General features: G+C 60.6%; 20 protein-coding genes. 10 read left to right on the top strand and 10 right to left on the bottom strand.

Annotation, left to right across the window (positions count from 1 at the left end; all coding sequences use genetic code 11):
- Positions 1-155: 155 nt before the first annotated feature.
- Positions 156-1610: a TrkH family potassium uptake protein gene (locus WBB95_RS30195; RefSeq protein WP_424490917.1), complete on the top strand. Its 1455-nt coding sequence runs from the start codon at positions 156-158 to the stop codon at positions 1608-1610.
- Here WBB95_RS30195 and WBB95_RS30190 read toward each other — a convergent pair.
- Entirely contained in the window at positions 1567-2625 is a 1059-nt protein-coding gene (locus WBB95_RS30190; RefSeq protein ID WP_424490916.1) for an AraC family transcriptional regulator, read from the bottom strand. The two genes, WBB95_RS30195 and WBB95_RS30190, sit on opposite strands and share 44 nt — an antisense overlap.
- A 160-nt stretch (positions 2626-2785) precedes the next feature.
- Between WBB95_RS30190 and WBB95_RS30185 the strand changes: the two genes are divergently transcribed.
- The 3 genes from WBB95_RS30185 to WBB95_RS30175 all read left to right on the top strand — a co-directional run bounded on the left by WBB95_RS30185 (position 2786) and on the right by WBB95_RS30175 (position 4943).
- Positions 2786-3097, top strand: a complete 312-nt coding sequence (locus tag WBB95_RS30185; RefSeq protein WP_424490915.1) for an Mpo1-like protein — start codon at positions 2786-2788, stop codon at positions 3095-3097.
- Between the two features lie 362 nt (positions 3098-3459).
- A complete protein-coding gene (locus WBB95_RS30180; RefSeq protein ID WP_424490914.1) occupies positions 3460-3642 on the top strand; it encodes a hypothetical protein in 183 nt (60 codons plus the stop codon).
- A gap of 104 nt (positions 3643-3746) precedes the next feature.
- Positions 3747-4943: an MFS transporter gene (locus tag WBB95_RS30175; RefSeq protein ID WP_424490913.1), complete on the top strand. Its 1197-nt coding sequence runs from the start codon at positions 3747-3749 to the stop codon at positions 4941-4943.
- Here WBB95_RS30175 and arfB read toward each other — a convergent pair.
- The 3 genes from arfB to WBB95_RS30160 form a co-directional block, all read right to left on the bottom strand.
- Positions 4940-5353 carry an alternative ribosome rescue aminoacyl-tRNA hydrolase ArfB gene (gene arfB, locus WBB95_RS30170; protein WP_424490912.1) on the bottom strand — a complete coding sequence of 138 codons (414 nt, stop codon included), beginning with the start codon at positions 5351-5353 and terminating at the stop codon, positions 4940-4942. The two genes, WBB95_RS30175 and arfB, sit on opposite strands and share 4 nt — an antisense overlap.
- Positions 5354-5365: 12 nt before the next feature.
- Positions 5366-6049, bottom strand: coding sequence for a pentapeptide repeat-containing protein (locus tag WBB95_RS30165; RefSeq protein ID WP_424490911.1), 684 nt, complete (start codon positions 6047-6049; stop codon positions 5366-5368).
- 103 nt (positions 6050-6152) lie between these two features.
- Entirely contained in the window at positions 6153-7574 is a 1422-nt protein-coding gene (locus WBB95_RS30160; protein ID WP_424490910.1) for an amino acid permease, read from the bottom strand.
- Positions 7575-8221: 647 nt separating this feature from the next.
- On the opposite strand from WBB95_RS30160, the gene WBB95_RS30155 reads away from it, so the two are divergent.
- Complete coding sequence (locus WBB95_RS30155) at positions 8222-8359, top strand: hypothetical protein (protein WP_003175756.1); 138 nt, start codon at positions 8222-8224, stop codon at positions 8357-8359.
- A 73-nt stretch (positions 8360-8432) separates the two neighbouring features.
- The gene (locus WBB95_RS30150) at positions 8433-9392 is read left to right on the top strand and encodes a leucyl aminopeptidase (protein WP_424490909.1); all 960 of its coding nucleotides are present in this window, start codon (positions 8433-8435) and stop codon (positions 9390-9392) included.
- Between the two features lie 207 nt (positions 9393-9599).
- Here WBB95_RS30150 and rluB read toward each other — a convergent pair whose 3' ends face one another.
- The 6 genes from rluB to WBB95_RS30120 all read right to left on the bottom strand — a co-directional run bounded on the left by rluB (position 9600) and on the right by WBB95_RS30120 (position 14607).
- Positions 9600-10841: a 23S rRNA pseudouridine(2605) synthase RluB gene (gene rluB / locus WBB95_RS30145; protein ID WP_424490908.1), complete on the bottom strand. Its 1242-nt coding sequence runs from the start codon at positions 10839-10841 to the stop codon at positions 9600-9602.
- A gap of 144 nt (positions 10842-10985) precedes the next feature.
- Positions 10986-11177, bottom strand: coding sequence for a DUF1289 domain-containing protein (locus tag WBB95_RS30140; protein WP_083357036.1), 192 nt, complete (start codon positions 11175-11177; stop codon positions 10986-10988).
- A gap of 141 nt (positions 11178-11318) precedes the next feature.
- On the bottom strand, positions 11319-12269 hold the full coding sequence (scpB, locus tag WBB95_RS30135) for an SMC-Scp complex subunit ScpB (RefSeq protein ID WP_424490907.1): 951 nt from the start codon (positions 12267-12269) through the stop codon (positions 11319-11321).
- Positions 12270-12281: 12 nt separating this feature from the next.
- Positions 12282-12980, bottom strand: coding sequence for a segregation and condensation protein A (locus tag WBB95_RS30130; RefSeq protein WP_424490918.1), 699 nt, complete (start codon positions 12978-12980; stop codon positions 12282-12284).
- Positions 12981-13100: 120 nt separating this feature from the next.
- Positions 13101-13730 (bottom strand): L-threonylcarbamoyladenylate synthase, encoded by a 630-nt coding sequence (locus WBB95_RS30125; protein WP_053257721.1) that lies wholly within the window; start codon positions 13728-13730, stop codon positions 13101-13103.
- Between the two features lie 13 nt (positions 13731-13743).
- A complete protein-coding gene (locus WBB95_RS30120; RefSeq protein WP_424490906.1) occupies positions 13744-14607 on the bottom strand; it encodes a PHP domain-containing protein in 864 nt (287 codons plus the stop codon).
- 87 nt (positions 14608-14694) lie between these two features.
- On the opposite strand from WBB95_RS30120, the gene WBB95_RS30115 reads away from it, so the two are divergent.
- The 4 genes from WBB95_RS30115 (at position 14695) to WBB95_RS30100 (ending at position 16791) form a co-directional block, all read left to right on the top strand.
- A complete protein-coding gene (locus WBB95_RS30115; RefSeq protein ID WP_424490905.1) occupies positions 14695-15291 on the top strand; it encodes a septation protein A in 597 nt (198 codons plus the stop codon).
- A 1-nt stretch (position 15292) separates the two neighbouring features.
- The gene (locus WBB95_RS30110) at positions 15293-15592 is read left to right on the top strand and encodes a YciI family protein (protein ID WP_424490904.1); all 300 of its coding nucleotides are present in this window, start codon (positions 15293-15295) and stop codon (positions 15590-15592) included.
- A gap of 106 nt (positions 15593-15698) precedes the next feature.
- On the top strand, positions 15699-16106 hold the full coding sequence (locus WBB95_RS30105) for a translation initiation factor 2 (protein ID WP_424490903.1): 408 nt from the start codon (positions 15699-15701) through the stop codon (positions 16104-16106).
- Positions 16107-16113: 7 nt separating this feature from the next.
- Complete coding sequence (locus tag WBB95_RS30100) at positions 16114-16791, top strand: response regulator transcription factor (RefSeq protein WP_028617724.1); 678 nt, start codon at positions 16114-16116, stop codon at positions 16789-16791.
- Positions 16792-17233: the final 442 nt, after the last annotated feature.

The following is a 17233-nucleotide window of genomic DNA, read 5'->3' as shown; positions in this document are numbered from 1 at the left end:
TTTTGCGCTCTATCAAAAGTGAGCCGCCGTAAGGGCGGAACCAATAGCCGCCCTCACCCAAATAACGGATATCCCCCCCAGAGCAGCCCCCCAGGTTTACACACCCCCCACCACAGGTAGAATGGCGCCTCACCCCGACCACCCGAGCACACTCAATGGCGTTGCCGACCCTACGCATCATCGGTTTCATCATCGGCATCTTCCTGATCACCCTAGCAATCGCCATGGTCGTCCCGATGGCCACCCTGGTGATCTTCGAACGCACCAGCGACCTCCCCTCGTTCCTGTGGGCCAGCATGATCACTTTTCTCGCCGGCCTCGCCCTGGTCATCCCCGGCCGCCCCGAACACGTGCACCTGCGCCCCCGGGACATGTACCTGCTGACAGTGAGCAGTTGGGTCGTGGTGTGCATCTTCGCCGCCCTGCCGTTTTTGCTGACCCAGCACATCAGCTACACCGATTCGTTTTTCGAAAGCATGTCCGGCATCACCGCCACCGGTTCCACCGTGTTGAGCGGGCTGGACAGCATGTCCCCGGGCATTCTGATCTGGCGCTCATTGCTGCACTGGCTCGGCGGCATCGGCTTTATCGGCATGGCGGTGGCGATCCTGCCACTGCTGCGCATCGGCGGCATGCGCCTGTTCCAGACCGAATCTTCAGACCGTTCTGAAAAAGTCATGCCGCGTTCGCACATGGTGGCGCGCCTGATCGTGGCGGCGTATGTGGGCATCACCATCCTCGGCAGCCTGGCGTTCTGGTGGGCCGGGATGGGCTTGTTCGATGCGATCAACCACGCGATGTCGGCGATTTCCACCGGCGGTTTCTCCACTTCTGACGAATCCCTGGCCCACTGGAAACAACCGGCGGTGCATTGGGTGGCGGTGGTGGTAATGATCCTCGGCAGCTTGCCGTTCACCTTGTACGTGGCCACCTTGCGCGGCAACCGTCGGGCGTTGATCAAGGATCAGCAGGTGCAAGGCTTGCTCGGTTTGTTGGTCGTGACGTGGCTGGTGCTCGGCACCTGGTATTGGTGGACCACCAATCTGCCGTGGCTCGACGCGCTGCGCCATGTGGCGGTGAACGTCACCTCAGTGGTGACCACCACCGGTTTTGCATTGGGGGACTACAGCATCTGGGGCAATTTCTCACTGATGCTGTTCTTCTACCTGGGCTTTGTCGGTGGGTGCTCAGGCTCCACAGCGGGCGGGATCAAGATTTTTCGCTTCCAGGTCGCCTATATCCTGCTCAAGGCCAACTTGAACCAGCTGATTCACCCGCGCGCGGTGATCAAGCAGAAATACAACGGCCACCGCCTCGACGAAGAGATCGTGCGTTCGATTCTGACCTTCTCGTTTTTCTTCGCCATCACCATCTGTGCAATTGCTTTGGCCCTGTCGTTGCTGGGGCTGGACTGGATGACCGCGTTGACCGGCGCCGCCAGCACGGTGTCTGGCGTCGGCCCGGGCCTGGGCGAGACTATCGGCCCCGCCGGCAACTTCGCCAGCTTGCCGGACGCCGCCAAGTGGATCTTGTCGTTCGGCATGCTGCTGGGCCGGCTGGAAATCATTACAGTCTTTGTTCTGTGCATTCCGGCGTTTTGGCGTCACTGACCGTCGGTGCTTGCAGCAGCCGCGTCCGGTATTCGCCCGGCGTGGCATCGAACCAGCGGCGAAACGCGCGGAAGAAGTTGCTCGGGTCGGCAAAACCCAACAGGTAGGCAATTTCCAGCAAGGTCATGCTCGGCTGTGCCAGGTACTGCTCAGCCAGTTCACGGCGCGTGTCGTCAAGCAGGGTCTGGAAACTGGTGCCCTCTTCCTGCAAACGCCGCTGCAAGGTGCGCTGGGACAAGTGCAGGGTCTGGGCCACCACTTCGCGCTTGGGTTCGCCCTGGGGCAACAAGCGGCACAGCACTTGGCGGGCCTTGTGGGTCACGCGGCTTTCAGAGAACCGCGCCAGGTACTCGCCGGCGAACCGATCATGCAACAGCGCCATGGCCTCGTTGGCCGTGGGCAGCGGTGCGTCCATGTCGGCCCGCTCAAAAATCAACGCGTCATAGGGCGCGTTGAACTCCAGCGGCGCATGGAAGGCTTGTTTATACGGGGTCAGGTCGGCCGGCTGGTCGCCTTGCAACACGACTTTGCGCGGTTGCAGCGTACGGCCTGTCAGCCAGCCGCACAGTGCCAGGGCACTCGCCAGCGAGGCTTCAGCGCTTTGTCGGGTAGGCGGCAAGTGATCGCCGTGTACGGTCAGGATCAGCGCATAGCCTTCGGGTAACAGGCGGAAACTCAGGTCGGCGCTTTCGGCGATGATCCGCTGGTAGCGCACCAGGCGCATAAACCCCTCGGCCAAGGTGTTACTGGACATCAACGCATAACCGGCCACATGAAACGACGCCGGGCGTACCACCTTGCCCATGTTCAGGCCGATCGCCGGGTTGCCCGACAGCTCCACCGCTCGCTGCCACAGCCGGGTCATGGAGTCTTGCGGAAAGCGCGCATCAGGATCACTGAGGGCGGCGTAGTCCAGGCCCAGCTGCTTGAACAGCGCACGGCAGTCCAGGCCGTCCATTTCCAACGCCTTGACGATGCCCATCGCCCAGCTTGCAGAAGTTGTTCGTTCGCTCATGGCGTCTTCTTAAATAAGCAGGCTTAAACGGCAGCCAGGAAGCCAAGGATACTAAAGTGGCATCTATTGTCACTGGCTGTTACCACTGATCACTCTAGACTCAAATAAGCTCCCCGCCGAACATCTGTTGGGCGGCACAACAAACAAAGGGCCGGCTACCGTGGAAAACGTCAAACAATTCAACAGCTTCGCCGAGTTCTACCCGTACTACCTGACTGAGCATGGCAACAGCACTTGCCGGCGCCTGCATTTTATCGGCACCACCTTGGTGATTGGCATTCTGGCCTACGCCATCGGCCGAGGTTCATTGGGTTTGCTGCTGGCCGTGCCGATTGCCGGCTACAGCTTTGCCTGGATTGGCCATTTTTTCTACGAAAAGAACCGCCCCGCTACGTTTCAACACCCGTTCTACAGCTTGCTCGGGGATTTTGTGATGTACCGCGACATGATCTTGGGCAAGGTGCCGTTTTAACCTGTGACGTCTTGTCACTTGCGTTTAAAGCATGAAAATTCGTACATACGTCGACATAAAATTCTTTTTGTCATTTTCAGTGCTGTATCCTGCCAAGGCTTTTTGAGAGCGCGGAATCACCTGCGATTGAAAAAACAGACCTTGCGAGGAGCGACGACGATGCACGAGATACCTAATCTCCCCTTCCCAAGCCTGCACCCTACTGAGCAGCCAACACCGCAGCAGGCCAGCGACAAGCAGCCTGAGGCCAAAGAAGCAAAACCAGTCGACAGCAAAAGCCAGGACTGACGCCGTACCAGACCGTGTGGAAAGCGCCCCTTCAAGCGCTTTCCACACTGCCTGAATCACCCGAGATACCCGCCATGACCGATACCCTCCCGAATTCCCCGGACGCCGCCGTACTCGACACTGCCCTGCAGATGATCGACGTCTGGAACCGCCTCAGTGCAGAAAAGCAGGCCGTGCTGCTCAAGCGCTTCGGTACCCAGGAAAATGCGCTGGCCGCCTTGGTCACCACACAGTTGCTGACCCCGTCCCAGCCCTGACGTCATTTTGATCGGATGTTTTTGCGTTTTGCCGCCCTGCGCAAGCCAAAGCACCGGTATCATTAGCAGCCTATCTTTACCTGCTGCGACAGTGGACCTCTCCCATGCCAGATACCCAGCGCCCCATGGCGGTCACGCTGCAAGTTGTTTCCATCGTGCTGTTCACCTTCATCGGTTACCTCAATATCGGCATTCCCCTGGCCGTATTGCCGGGCTACGTCCATAGCCAGCTCGGTTATGGCGCGGTCATCGCAGGCCTGGTGATCAGCGTGCAGTACCTGGCTACCCTGCTGAGCCGACCGTACGCCGGCAAAATCATCGACAACCTGGGCAGCAAACGCGCGGTGTTGATCGGCTTGGTGGGCTGCGGCTTGAGTGGCGTGTTCATGCTGTTGGCGGCGTGGTTTTCCAGCCTGCCGGCCTTCAGCCTGACCAGCTTGCTGATCGGCCGGCTGGTGTTGGGCAGCGCTGAAAGCCTGGTCGGCTCGGGTGCCATTGGCTGGGGCATCGGCCGGGTCGGCGCGGCGAATACGGCCAAGGTGATTTCCTGGAACGGCATTGCCAGCTATGGCGCGCTGGCCGTCGGCGCGCCGCTGGGGGTCGTGTTGGTCAGCCATCTCGGGCTGTGGAGCATGGGTGTCAGCATTATTTTGCTGGCAGCCGTCGGCTTGCTGTTGGCCTGGAACAAAGAACCCGCACCGATTGTGGTCGGCGTGCGCCTGCCGTTCATGAACGTGCTGGGCCGGGTATTGCCGCACGGTTGCGCGCTGGCGCTGGGCTCGATCGGGTTTGGCACCATCGCCACTTTTATCACCCTGTATTACACCACCCAACACTGGGACAACGCGGTGTGGGCCCTGAGCCTGTTCGGTGCCAGTTTTATCGGCGCGCGGCTGCTGTTCGGCAATTTGATCAATCGTATCGGCGGCTTTCGCGTAGCGATTGCCTGCCTGTCGGTGGAAATCCTCGGCCTGCTGTTGCTGTGGCTCGCGCCGGATGCGCACTTGGCGCTGGCCGGTGCTGCCTTAAGCGGGTTTGGTTTTTCCCTGGTGTTCCCGGCGCTGGGCGTGGAAGCGGTCAACCTGGTGCCGGCCTCCAGCCGCGGTTCGGCGGTGGGGGCGTATTCGCTGTTTATCGACTTGTCATTGGGCATTACCGGCCCGCTGGCCGGAGCGGTGGCGGCAGGCTTCGGCTTTGCCTCGATCTTCCTGTTCGCCGCCCTCGCTGCCGCCGGTGGCTTGCTGTTGAGCGTGTACCTCTACCGCCAAGCGCCCAAGGCCCGCGAGGCTCGCGATGCTTAAAAGTCGACCTTGCCGCGCCCAGCCTTGATGCTGCCGCGCTTGGTCTTGGATTCCAGGCGACGCTTTTTCGAACCCAGCGTGGGCTTGGTCGGACGGCGCTTCTTCTCGACCTTGGTGGCGCTGAGAATCAGCTCCACCAGGCGCTCCAACGCATCCGCGCGGTTCTGTTCCTGGGTCCGGTATGACTGGGCCTTGAGCACCAGCACGCCTTCACTGGTGATGCGGCTATCACGCAGCGCCAGCAGCCGTTCCTTGTAGAAGTCCGGCAGCGACGACGCCGGAATATCAAAGCGCAGGTGCACCGCGCTCGACACCTTGTTGACGTTCTGCCCACCCGCGCCCTGGGCGCGAATGGCGGTCAGCTCGATCTCGGCGTCGGGCAGGTGCACCGTGTTGGAAATTACCAGCATCAATCAAAAACCTTAAGCAACGGACAAGCCCAACTCGGACAACAACATCGACGCCTGGGCTTTGGAAATCACGGCGCCTTTGAACAGTTTGGCATCATTGAGGCGAAAGCCGCTCAAATCCGCGCCCCGCAGGTCGGCCCCGGCGAAATTGGCGCCATTGATGCGAGCATGGGCAAGGCTGCACTCGATCAGTTCAGCCTTGCGAAAGTCGGCATCCGACAAATCGCTGTCGGAAAAGTCCAGGTTATTCAGCACAGTCCGGGCAAACGACAGCCCGGACAAAAACGCGCTGTTGAGCCGGGTTTCACTGAAGCTCAGCCCCAGCGACGCGCAATGGGTAAAGTTGGCGCCGGTCAGCTTGCAGTGCTCAAAGCTCGCCTGAGAGAGCTTGCTGCGCTGCCAGCGCGTGTTGTTCAGGTCGCAACTGTTGAACTGCGCCTCCAACAGGTTCGCCGCTTCGAAGATGGCGTGACCGGCCCGGCAACTTTTCCACTGCGTGCCTTCCAGGCGCGAGCCGAGCAACGAGGTCTGGACCAGTATGCAGCGCTCGAACACCCAGTGGTCCAGCACCATCCGCGACAAGTCGGCCCCACTCAGGTCAACGCCAACCAAACGCAACGGCCCGCTGTGCTGGTCGATCAAGTCTTCCAGCGCGTCACGCTGCAAGGTGCCGCCGTCGATATCGGTGTGCTGCATGAGGCCTCCAGGCAAGGGTCGATGGAAAACGAGGGGCGAGTCTACTCCGTCAGCGCCCACAAAAAACCCGGCAAATCGCCGGGCTTTCGGTCTACGAAACCGCTTACTTCAACGCCGCACTCGCCGTGATCAGCGCCGCTTCGGCACTGCGCTTGTTCTTGATCCAGTAACACAGCCCCATGAACGCCACCCACACCGGGATCGCGTACACCGACAGCTGAATCCCCGGGATCATCAACATGATCACCAGGATAAACGCCACGAACGCCAGGCAGATGTAGTTGCCATACGGGTACCACAGCGCTTTGAACAACGGCACCTGGCCGGTGCGGTTCATGTGCTGGCGGAACTTGAAGTGCGAGAAACTGATCATCGCCCAGTTGATCACCAAGGTGGCCACCACCAGGGACATCAGCAGTTCCAAGGCGTGTTGCGGGATGAAGTAGTTCATCAGCACGGCCACCAGGGTGACCGCCGCCGACGCCAGGATCGAGCGCACCGGAACGCCGCGCTTGTCGATCTTCGCCAACGCTTTGGGCGCGTCACCCTGCTCGGCCATGCCCAGCAGCATGCGGCTGTTGCAGTAGGTGCCGCTGTTGTACACCGACAACGCCGCAGTCAGTACCACGAAGTTGAGGATGTGCGCAGCGGTGTTACTGCCCAGCATCGAGAACACCTGAACGAACGGGCTACCGCTGTAGGCATCGCCGGACGCATTGAGGGTTGCCAGCAGGCTGTCCCACGGCGTCAACGATAACAACACCACCAATGCGCCGATGTAGAAAATCAGGATGCGGTAGATCACCTGGTTAATCGCTTTCGGGATCACCGTGCGAGGCTGGTCGGCCTCGGCAGCTGTAAAGCCGAGCATTTCCAGGCCGCCGAAGGAGAACATGATGATCGCCATGGCCATCACCAGACCACTCACCCCGTGAGGGAAGAACCCGCCGTGGTCCCACAGGTTGCTCACCGAGGCTTGCGGGCCGCCGCTGCCACTGACCAGCAAATAGCTGCCCAGTGCGATCATGCCGACGATGGCCACCACCTTGATGATGGCGAACCAGAATTCAGCTTCACCGAAGACTTTGACGTTGGCCAGGTTAATCAGGTTGATCAGTACGAAAAACGCCGCCGCCGAGACCCAGGTCGGGATCTCCGGCCACCAGTAGTGCACGTATTTGCCGACAGCCGTCAGCTCCGACATGCCCACCAGAATGTACAGGATCCAGCAGTTCCAGCCCGACAGGAAGCCGGCGAAACCGCCCCAGTACTTGTGGGCAAAATGGCTGAACGAGCCGGCAACCGGCTCTTCGACGATCATTTCGCCGAGCTGGCGCATGATCATGAACGCGATAAAGCCGCAGATCGCATAGCCCAGGATCATCGACGGGCCGGCGGATTTGAGCACTCCGGCCGAGCCCAGGAACAGGCCGGTGCCGATGGCGCCGCCGAGGGCGATCAACTGGATATGCCGATTTTTCAGGCCGCGTTTCAGCTCGCCTGAAGAGGAATGGGGTCCACTCATGAAAAGGGTCTCACGCAAGGTTTGATGATGTTGAATGCACGTTGCTGCCGTGAATATCGACTCAAGCAGCGCCGCTCAAACCCCAGCGCAGGCACCAGGAATACAGCGTCGTTCTAATGGTCATGCGTCACCTGTTTGTTTTTATCTGTGACGAAATCGAACCCGTCCGGCTCGTGGCAGGGCGGAGTGATCAGGGTCGGTAAACCCTGGGTCTTGGCCTTTTGCGTGGGTACGCAAGGGGGTCACAGTAAAACGCGGCGCATTGTACACCGCTCGACCGCTTCATGAGGCCGCCGCAGAGCGCCCGCGACAATCTGTCAGGCATTCCTTACAGCGCTGGGCCGCTCAACACTGTGGAGACTTTCTCGTAAATTAATCGTTACAGCACGGAAAATAAGCGTTACAGCCGATACAGATCCCACATAAAACGGAAAAATGTCAGTACGAAATTTCCGACGAATTAGCCTCCCTATTGCTTTGTTTTCTCTAAATAAAAAAGTACCGCGAAAAAACAGAAGAAAAAATCCAAATGAAACCGTGTCAATAAATATTTTGCATTTGGAAACACTCTCTCCTAGGTTCTGTCACTTGCCCAGCGAAGCCCGCTGGCAAGCCGTTCTCAAACACCGTCCTCTAGGAGATACACCATGCAAGCACTGGAAAACGACCTGGAAACCGAACTGCAACTCGACGATTGGTTTGAAGCGCCGACCCATGAGGCCGCCGTTGAAATGATGCAAGCCGATGCCGTTGTGCCTTTCGGCACCGCGATGTGGCCTTTCTAATACCCGGCAGGCACCTGGCAGATGCAGTGCACTGCATCTGCCTCCTTACCCAAGGCACAGAAGGACACCCGTCATGGACAAGGCCCGCGCCGTCGAACACTTTCTTTACTACCTCGCGCATCACCCGGCCCTCCACGGCCTGAGCCGCCCCACCGTATTGCTGGGCCACACCGAGCGCTACGACGCCATCGCCCAGGCGATTACCCACGGCAGTGCTGCCCGCTTCAACTTTCAGCTGCAGCGCCTGGACCTGACGCCCAGCGAAACCCTGGCCCACGCCATCGAGGCCAGTGACCTGTACTTGTTTCTCTACGACTCCTCGACATTGCCCAACCCACGCGCCGAAGGCCCGGACTTTATCCGCGCCCTGCAAGGCGTGATGGCTGAGCACTGGAAGAAATCCCTGTTGTTCAAGGATTACGGCGACTATTTCTACGACACCTTCAGTGTCGAGCCGCAGCGCATCGCCGACCTCAACGCCACGCTGATCCGGCGCATGTCCCAGGCCAATGTGCTGAGCTTCACCGACAAACACGGCTCACGCCTTGAAGCGCCGATGAGCAGCATCAAGAAGTGGACCAATATCAACGGCGTCGGCAACCACGACCTGGCGCCCGGCGAGATTGCGACCCACAGCGAGGCCATCAATGGCCAGGTGCGCTTTGTCGGCACCTTTCTCAGCACTATCCCCTTTGCGCGCAAGTACGGCGTGCTGCAATCGCCGCTGGAACTGTGGATCGAGAACTCGACTGTTTGCAGCGTGGCCAGCGACGTGCCGGGGCTTGCGGATGATTTCAACAAATACCTGAATGCCAACCCGTCCAACCGCCGCGTAGAGGAATTGGGCATTGGCACCAATGAAGGGGTGAAGGATTTGTACGCGCGCAATGCCGGGTTCGAGGAGCGCCATTGCGGCTTGCACCTGGGCCTGGGCGGCGGGCAGAAAGGCAGCCATCACCTGGATCTGATCTTTGCCAGCGGGGTATTGGCGCTGGATGACAAGCCGGTGTTTGATGGCAGGTTTGCGTTCTGAACATCGGCCTTTGAAATGATAGAGATCCACTGTGGGAGCTGGCTTGCCTGCGATGCAGACACCTCGGTTTACCTGGCAACCGCAGGGATGCTATCGCAGGCAAGCCAGCTCCCACACAAGCCTCTCACTTCAGTTGATTGCATTCCACGTTGAAAGCCAAAAAAAACGCCAACCCGAGGGTTGGCGTTTTTTTATACAGCGATTAAATCACTGCGGCTTCTTGCGACCAAAACCAGGACGCTGGCCGGAACCGGCCGGAGCGCCACGGCGCTTGCCCGACGGCTCATCCGCTACCAGTTTCGGGCCTACGCGCTTTTTCGGCGCGGGCTTGGCTGGGCGCTTGGTGCTGGCGTTGTCGGCTGGACGGTCGGATGCCGGAGCACCACGGCCTTCGCCACGGTTGCCGCGACCGCCGGTGGGCGCTTCACCACGAGCTGGGCGCGGCGTGCGGGGTGCACGCTCGCCTTCCTGACGCGATGGTGCAGTTGGGCGGCGCTCGCCTTCAATGTGCGGCTCACGGGAGATACGACCGCCGGTGGCCGGTGCATTCAACGCCGGACGCAAGGTGCGAGCAACACGCTCGGTACGCGCCACAGGACGCGACGATTTACGCTGCATGCGCTCAAGCTTGTCTTTGCTCTTGGCGTTCATCTGCGGCATCGCGACCGGCGTCAGGCCGACTTCGGCACTGAGGATGTCGACTTCGTACTGGCTCATTTCGCGCCAGCGGCCCATCGGCAGGTCGGAGTTCAGGAACACCGGGCCAAAACGCACGCGCTTCAGGCGGCTGACCACCAGGCCCTGGGATTCCCACAGGCGACGCACTTCACGGTTACGGCCTTCCATCACCACGCAGTGGTACCAATGGTTGAAACCTTCGCCGCCTGGCGCCTGCTTGATGTCGGTGAACTTGGCCGGGCCGTCTTCGAGCACGACGCCCGCTTTCAGGCGCTCGATCATCTCGTCATCGACTTCACCGCGTACGCGCACGGCGTATTCACGGTCCATCTCGTAAGAGGGGTGCATCAAACGGTTGGCCAGCTCACCGTCGGTGGTGAACATCAGCAAGCCAGTGGTGTTGATGTCGAGACGGCCGATGTTGATCCAGCGGCCTTCTTTGGGCTTGGGCATCTTGTCGAACACGGTCGGACGGCCTTCCGGGTCGTCACGGGTGCAGATCTCGCCGTCGGGCTTGTTGTACATGATCACGCGGCGCACCGATTCGGCGGCCTCTTCACGCTTGATGACCTTGCCATCAATGGTGATTGCGTCATGCAGGTCGACACGCTGGCCTAGGGTGGCTTCTACGCCGTTGACCTTGATGCGTTTCTGGGTGATCCAGGCTTCGACGTCGCGGCGCGAGCCCACGCCGATACGCGCCAGCACCTTTTGCAGTTTTTCGCCTGCAGGGCCGATTTCCTGGCTGTCGTTCTGGTCTTTGTCGTTCATCTTAAGCACCTCCCGGTGGGTCGATTCAGGCGTGGCCTGAAGAGTGTTGAAAGCGGGGCTTTGGGCGAATACGTCGCCAAAGGGTCGCGAATCATACGCGCATGACGCGCGTTGCGCATCAGAGACTAGCCGATAAGTGCTGGCTCATTTGCTTTTCCGCCGGCCGGTGGCGCCCAAGGCCAGCAGGCGTAGCTCGGCTTCGGCGAGCACCGTGCGCTTGTCGACCTTGTCGAGCTTCTTCCAGGCGCGGATCTCGCGCTTGCTGCGGCCGCAGCCGACACAAATGTCGTCGGTGAATTTGCAGATGCTGATACAGGGGTCTTTGGTGGAACTCATTTGAATCCTCCCAGGCAACGGGTTTTCGGTGGGCGCTGGCTTGCCTGCGATGGCCTCAATGCGGTGCGCCTGAAACACCGAGGTGCCTGCATTTCAGGCAAGCCAGCTCCCACAGGGGTGTGCAGCGCCTGACCGGCCGGGTCAGTCTTCGAACTCGCGCCGCTCGGCCTCGATCGCCTCAGCCAAGGCCCGGGCTTCGTCTTCTTCATCGCTCAGCGGTGGCTGTTCGAGGGCGGCGACGGCAGCCAGGAGCTTTTCGCGGGCTTCGGCGACGCCAAGAATGTCTTCCTCAGGCTCGGGTTCCGGTTCCAGCTCGGGTTCAATGTCGACTGCAGGCTCGACCTCAACGTTCACCTGGGTTTCAGGCTCCACGGCACCGTCACGCAGCAAGTCGTCGAAGTCGGTCTTGATCCCCTGCTCCATGTCGTCCAGCTCCAGCAACAGGGTATGGAAGCTGGTTTCGTCCTTCGGTTCTTCCGGCTCGGCGGTGGCGTCGGCCAGTTCCTGCAGGCTCGCCGGAACGGGCGCATCGTCGAAATCGAGCACCGGCTCGGTTTCCATTTCGCGCAGTTCGGCGAGCGGCGGCAGGTCGTCGAGGTTTTTCAGGTTGAAGTGGTCGAGGAACACCTTGGTGGTAGCAAACATTGCCGGTTTGCCGGGCACGTCGCGGTAACCGACGATGCGGATCCACTCGCGTTCCAGCAAGGTCTTGACGATGTGGCTGTTGACCGCTACGCCACGCACGTCTTCGATTTCGCCCCGCGTGATCGGCTGGCGATAGGCGATCAGCGCCATGGTCTCCAGCATCGCCCGTGAATAGCGCTGCGGGCGTTCTTCCCACAAGCGACCGACCCACGGGGAAAATTTCTCACGGATCTGCAGGCGATAACCCGACGCAACCTCGCGCAGCTCAAAGGCACGGCCGTCGCAGGATTTGCGCAATATCTCCAAAGCCTTCTTGAACACCGGCGGCTCAGGGCGCTCGGCTTCTTCAAAAAGCTCGAACAGGCGCTCAAGGGATTGCGGCTTACCCGAGGCCAGGAGAAAGGCTTCCAGCAGCGGGGCCAGTTCGCGGGGTTCAGTCAAATTCATCGATTCAGCTCTTTATTCGGCTCGCGCCCGCACGTGGATAGCCGCAAAAGGCTCATTCTGGACCAGCTCGACCAAGGATTCCTTGACCAGTTCGAGGATCGCCATAAAGGTCACCACCACCCCCAGGCGCCCTTCTTCTTTAGTGAACAACTCGACAAACGGCACAAACCCGCCGCCCTTGAGGCGTTCCAGCACATCGCTCATGCGTTCGCGGGTCGAGAGCGCCTCGCGGCTGATCTGGTGATGCTCGAACATATCGCCCCGGCGCAGCACCTCGGCCATCGACATCAGCAACTCTTCCAGGCTTACATCCGGCAACAGCTTGCGCGCCCGGGCTTCCGGCGCGTCGAGCTTGGGCACCACCACGTCGCGACCGACGCGGCTCAGGCCATCAATGCCTTCTGCGGCGGCCTTGAAGCGTTCGTATTCTTGCAGGCGGCGGATCAGTTCGGCGCGCGGGTCGTCCTCTTCGGCTTCGATCGTCTCCGAACGTGGCAGCAACATGCGCGACTTGATCTCGGCGAGCATGGCGGCCATCACCAGGTACTCGGCAGCCAACTCCAGGCGCACCGACTGCATCAACTCGACATAGCCCATGTACTGACGGGTGATTTCCGCCACGGGGATGTCGAGGATGTTGATGTTCTGCTTGCGGATCAGGTACAGCAGCAAATCCAGCGGGCCTTCGAAGGCTTCAAGAAAGACCTCCAGCGCGTCCGGCGGGATGTACAAGTCCAGCGGCATTTCCATGACCGCCTGGCCGTAGACCATGGCGAATGGCAGTTCTTGCTGGGCGCCGGCCTGGCTGTCGACGGTTTCCACGACCGACATTCAGGCCTCGACCATAAACGGCGTCGGGTCGCCGCAGCCCACGCGCACCACTTCCGGTTCGCCGTCGGCCAGGTTGATCACGGTGGAGGCCTTGTTGCCGCCGTAGCCGCCGTCAATGATCAAATCGACGTGTTTTTCCAGCAGGCGGCGCATTTCGTACGGGTCGTACAGCGGCTCGGTTTCACCGGGCAGAATCAGCGACACACTCATCAGCGGCTCACCGAGCTCGGCCAGCAGCGCCAGCGCAATAGGGTGCTCCGGCACGCGCAGGCCGATGGTGCGTTTCTTCGGGTGCAGCAAGAGCCGCGGCACTTCACGGGTGGCGTTCAGAATAAAGGTGTACGGCCCCGGCGTGTGGGCCTTGAGCAGCCGGAACGTCCCAGTGTCGACCTTGGCAAACAGCCCCAGCTGGGACAGGTCGCTGCAGATCAGCGCAAAGTTGTGATTCTTATCCAGGTCACGCAGGCGTCTTACGCGCTCGACCGCACTCTTGTCGCCGATCTGGCAACCGATGGCGTAGGACGAATCGGTTGGGTAAATCACCACGCCGCCGGCGCGGATGATCTCCACGGCCTGTTTGATCAGGCGCGCTTGAGGGTTTTCCGGATGAATCTGGAAGAATTGACTCACGTGTTCTACCTGTTCAGACGGTGGCAATAATGGGGTCATGCTTGAAACGCCCCCACAAAAGCGGCAAATCTTCCGGGACCTGGCGATACTCGCCAATCTCGGACCAGCCGCCTGGGCCATGAAAGTCACTGCCGGCGCTGACCAGCAGACCAAATTCGCGCGCAAGAATCGCCAGGCTGCCCACTTGTTCCGCGGGTTGATGCCCGTTGACCACTTCGATAGCGTGGCCGCCCGCTCCAATATAGTCGCAGATCAGCTTGCGGCGCTTGCTGCGGGTGAAATCGTAATGCCATGGATGTGCCAGGCTGACCCAGGCCCCGGAGGCCCGCAGGGTCTCGACGGTGTCTTCGAGGGTCGGCCAGTGTTGCTTGACGTCGCCCAACTTGCCGGCGCCCAGCCACTTGCGAAAGGCTTCGGCGCGGTCCTTGACGAAACCTTCACGCACCATCCAGTCGGCAAAGTGCGGCCGGGCCGGCGCATTGCCGCTGTCACCCAGCGCCTGCTGGACGGCGCGGGCGCCGTCGAGCGCATTGGGCATGCCTTTAAGGGCGAGCTTGCGGCTTATTTCTTCCGACCGCAGCCAACGACCATCGTGCAAATTAGCGATAGCTGCCATCAGCGCCGGCGCTTTTTGGTCGAACCCGTAGCCGAGCACATGAATGGTGGCGCCGCCCCAGGTGCAGGACAATTCCACGCCGTTGACCAGTTGCATCCCCAGGGCCTGCGCGGTTTCGCGGGCTTCATCAAGGCCTTCGAGGGTGTCGTGGTCGGTCAACGACAGGACTCGCACGCCTTTTTCAAACGCACGCGCAACCAGTACCGCAGGCGCCAGGGCGCCGTCGGAGGCCGTGCTGTGGCAGTGCAAATCAACATTCACGGGAGTGTGTAACCTCAAGTCAGCTGGCGCTTTCGCTACCAAGGATGTTTGTTATTATGCCGCCACATCCAGCTTCTGGCTCTTACTGTGAAACAATTCATCGACTTCATCCCGCTGTTGCTGTTTTTCATCGTTACCAAACTCGACCCCAGGGTCATCGATATCGCCGGTCACGAACTCTCGTTCGGGGGCATCTACAGCGCCACCGCCGTGCTGATCGTCAGCTCTATCGTGGTCTATGGCGCCATTTTCATCTCCCAGCGCAAGCTGGAAAAAAGCCAATGGCTGACCCTGATCGCCTGCCTTGTGTTCGGCGGACTGACCCTGGCCTTTCACAGCGAAACCTTCCTCAAATGGAAAGCCCCGGTGGTGAACTGGCTGTTCGCCCTGGTCTTTATCGGCAGCCACTTCATCGGTGATCGTCTGCTGATCAAGCGCATCATGGGGCATGCGCTGACCCTGCCGGAGCCGGTCTGGACACGTTTGAACGTGGCCTGGATCGTGTTTTTCCTGTTCTGCGGCGCCGCCAACCTGTTCGTGGCCTTTACCTTCCAGGACTACTGGGTCGACTTCAAAGTGTTCGGCAGCCTGGGCATGACCGTATTGTTCCTGATCGGCCAAGGTATCTACCTGTCGCGCCACCTGCATGACACCGCCCCTACCACGCCGAAAACCGAGGACTGACATGCTCTACGCCATTGTTGCTACCGACGTTGCCAACTCGCTGGAAAAACGCCTGTCTGTGCGCCCGGCCCATCTCGAACGCCTGAAACAGCTGCAAGCCGAAGGCCAACTGGTACTGGCCGGCCCTAACCCGGCGGTCGACAGCAACGACCCGGGCGACGCCGGTTTCACCGGCAGCCTGATCGTCGCCGAGTTCGCCTCCCTGGCCGACGCCCGGGCCTGGGCCAAGGCGGATCCCTACATTGCCGCCGGTGTCTACGCGGATGTGGCGATCAAGCCGTTCAAACAAGTCCTGCCTTGACCCCCGGAGCGCCGAACCTATTACGTTCGGCGCACTCCTAATGGCTCATTATTCTCGGTAACCTGCCGACAACGTTCTGAATATTCGTGTGGAATCAGGAGTTCCGATGCGCTTACGTCAGTTGTGTCTGTTGGCAGTGTTAACGATCGGGGCTACGGCCCGCGCTGAAGAACCCTCGAACACCGGCAGTTCCACGCCCCTGTCCTTGAGTGCCGGCAGCCAGATCACCGAGTTGCAGCAACGCTTGAAAGAAAGCGAGCGGCTGCGTGAAGAACTGAACAAGCAACTGCAAAGTGCCGACACTGCCCGCGAAAGCGCCCAACTGATTCGCTTGCGTCAGGAGAACCAACGCCTGGCCCAGCAACTCAAAGACACACAAGGTGGCGCCTTGACCCGTTGGCTGACTGAGCAACAGCAGTGGTTTGTCACGGGTGGGGCCGTCGCACTGATCGCCCTCCTGTGCGGGATCTTCGCCAGCGGTGGGCACCGTCGCCGTCGACAATGGCTAAATTGAGTGAGTCATGAGCGAGCTGTTACTGATAGATGATGACCAGGAGCTCTGTGAGCTGCTGACCAGTTGGTTGAGCCAGGAAGGTTTCCAGGTGCGCGCCTGCCACGACGGCTTGAGCGCGCGCAAAGCCCTGGCCGACAGCGCCCCGGCAGCGGTGGTGCTCGACGTGATGCTGCCCGACGGCAGTGGCCTTGAGCTGCTCAAGCAATTGCGCAACGACCACCCGGAATTGCCGGTGCTGATGCTCTCGGCCCGTGGCGAGCCGCTGGACCGCATCCTCGGCCTGGAGTTGGGCGCCGACGATTACCTGGCCAAGCCCTGCGACCCGCGCGAGCTCACCGCTCGCCTGCGGGCCGTGTTGCGCCGCAGCCACCCGGCGGCTGTGTCGACGCAGCTTGAGCTGGGCGACTTGTGCTTCAGCCCGGTGCGCGGGGTGGTCAGCATCGATGAGCAGGAATTCACGCTCACCGTTTCCGAGAGCCGCTTGCTCGAAGCCTTGTTGCGCCAGCCTGGCGAACCGCTGGACAAGCAGGAACTGGCGCAGATCGCCCTGGGGCGCAAGCTGACCCTTTACGATCGTAGTTTGGACATGCACGTCAGCAACCTGCGCAAGAAGATCGGCCCACACCCGGATGGCCGGCCGCGGATTGTTGCGTTGCGGAGTCGGGGTTATTACTACAGCCTTTGAGTGCTGCGGCGATGCCCTGCGGGGGGCAGGGTTGGGGTACATATCCGTTTTTTGGGTGATGGCCTCTATGGGTTCCGCTCTTACAGCGGCTCACTTTTGGTGGAGCGCAAAAGTAAGCAAAACGCTCTTGCCCCTCCACTCGGCACCTCGCTGTGGCTCGGTGTGCCCTCACGCAGGCTTTGGAGCGTGGGCCGCCGCCACGCGCCATCCATGGCGCGGGGCGGCTAACCCGGCGTCCTGCCGGGTTACCCACGCTCCAAAGCCTGCGTTCGGCCAGCGTGGTTAACGGGGCGCCTGAGATCAAGATCACAAGCAGGATCAAGATCAAGGTCTACAGCACGGCGGCCTGAAAGCCGACCTGAGTGGTTGAAAGCAAAAGCAGATCACAAGCAGGAGCTTGGTTGCTTGGCGATGCACCGCGGTGCCGCCTTCGCAGCATAAG

This window comes from Pseudomonas sp., assembly GCF_049645325.1.
Lineage (GTDB): Bacteria > Pseudomonadota > Gammaproteobacteria > Pseudomonadales > Pseudomonadaceae > Aquipseudomonas.
The sequence above is the reverse complement of the archived record's forward strand: the minus strand, read 5'-3'. Positions and strand labels throughout refer to the sequence as shown.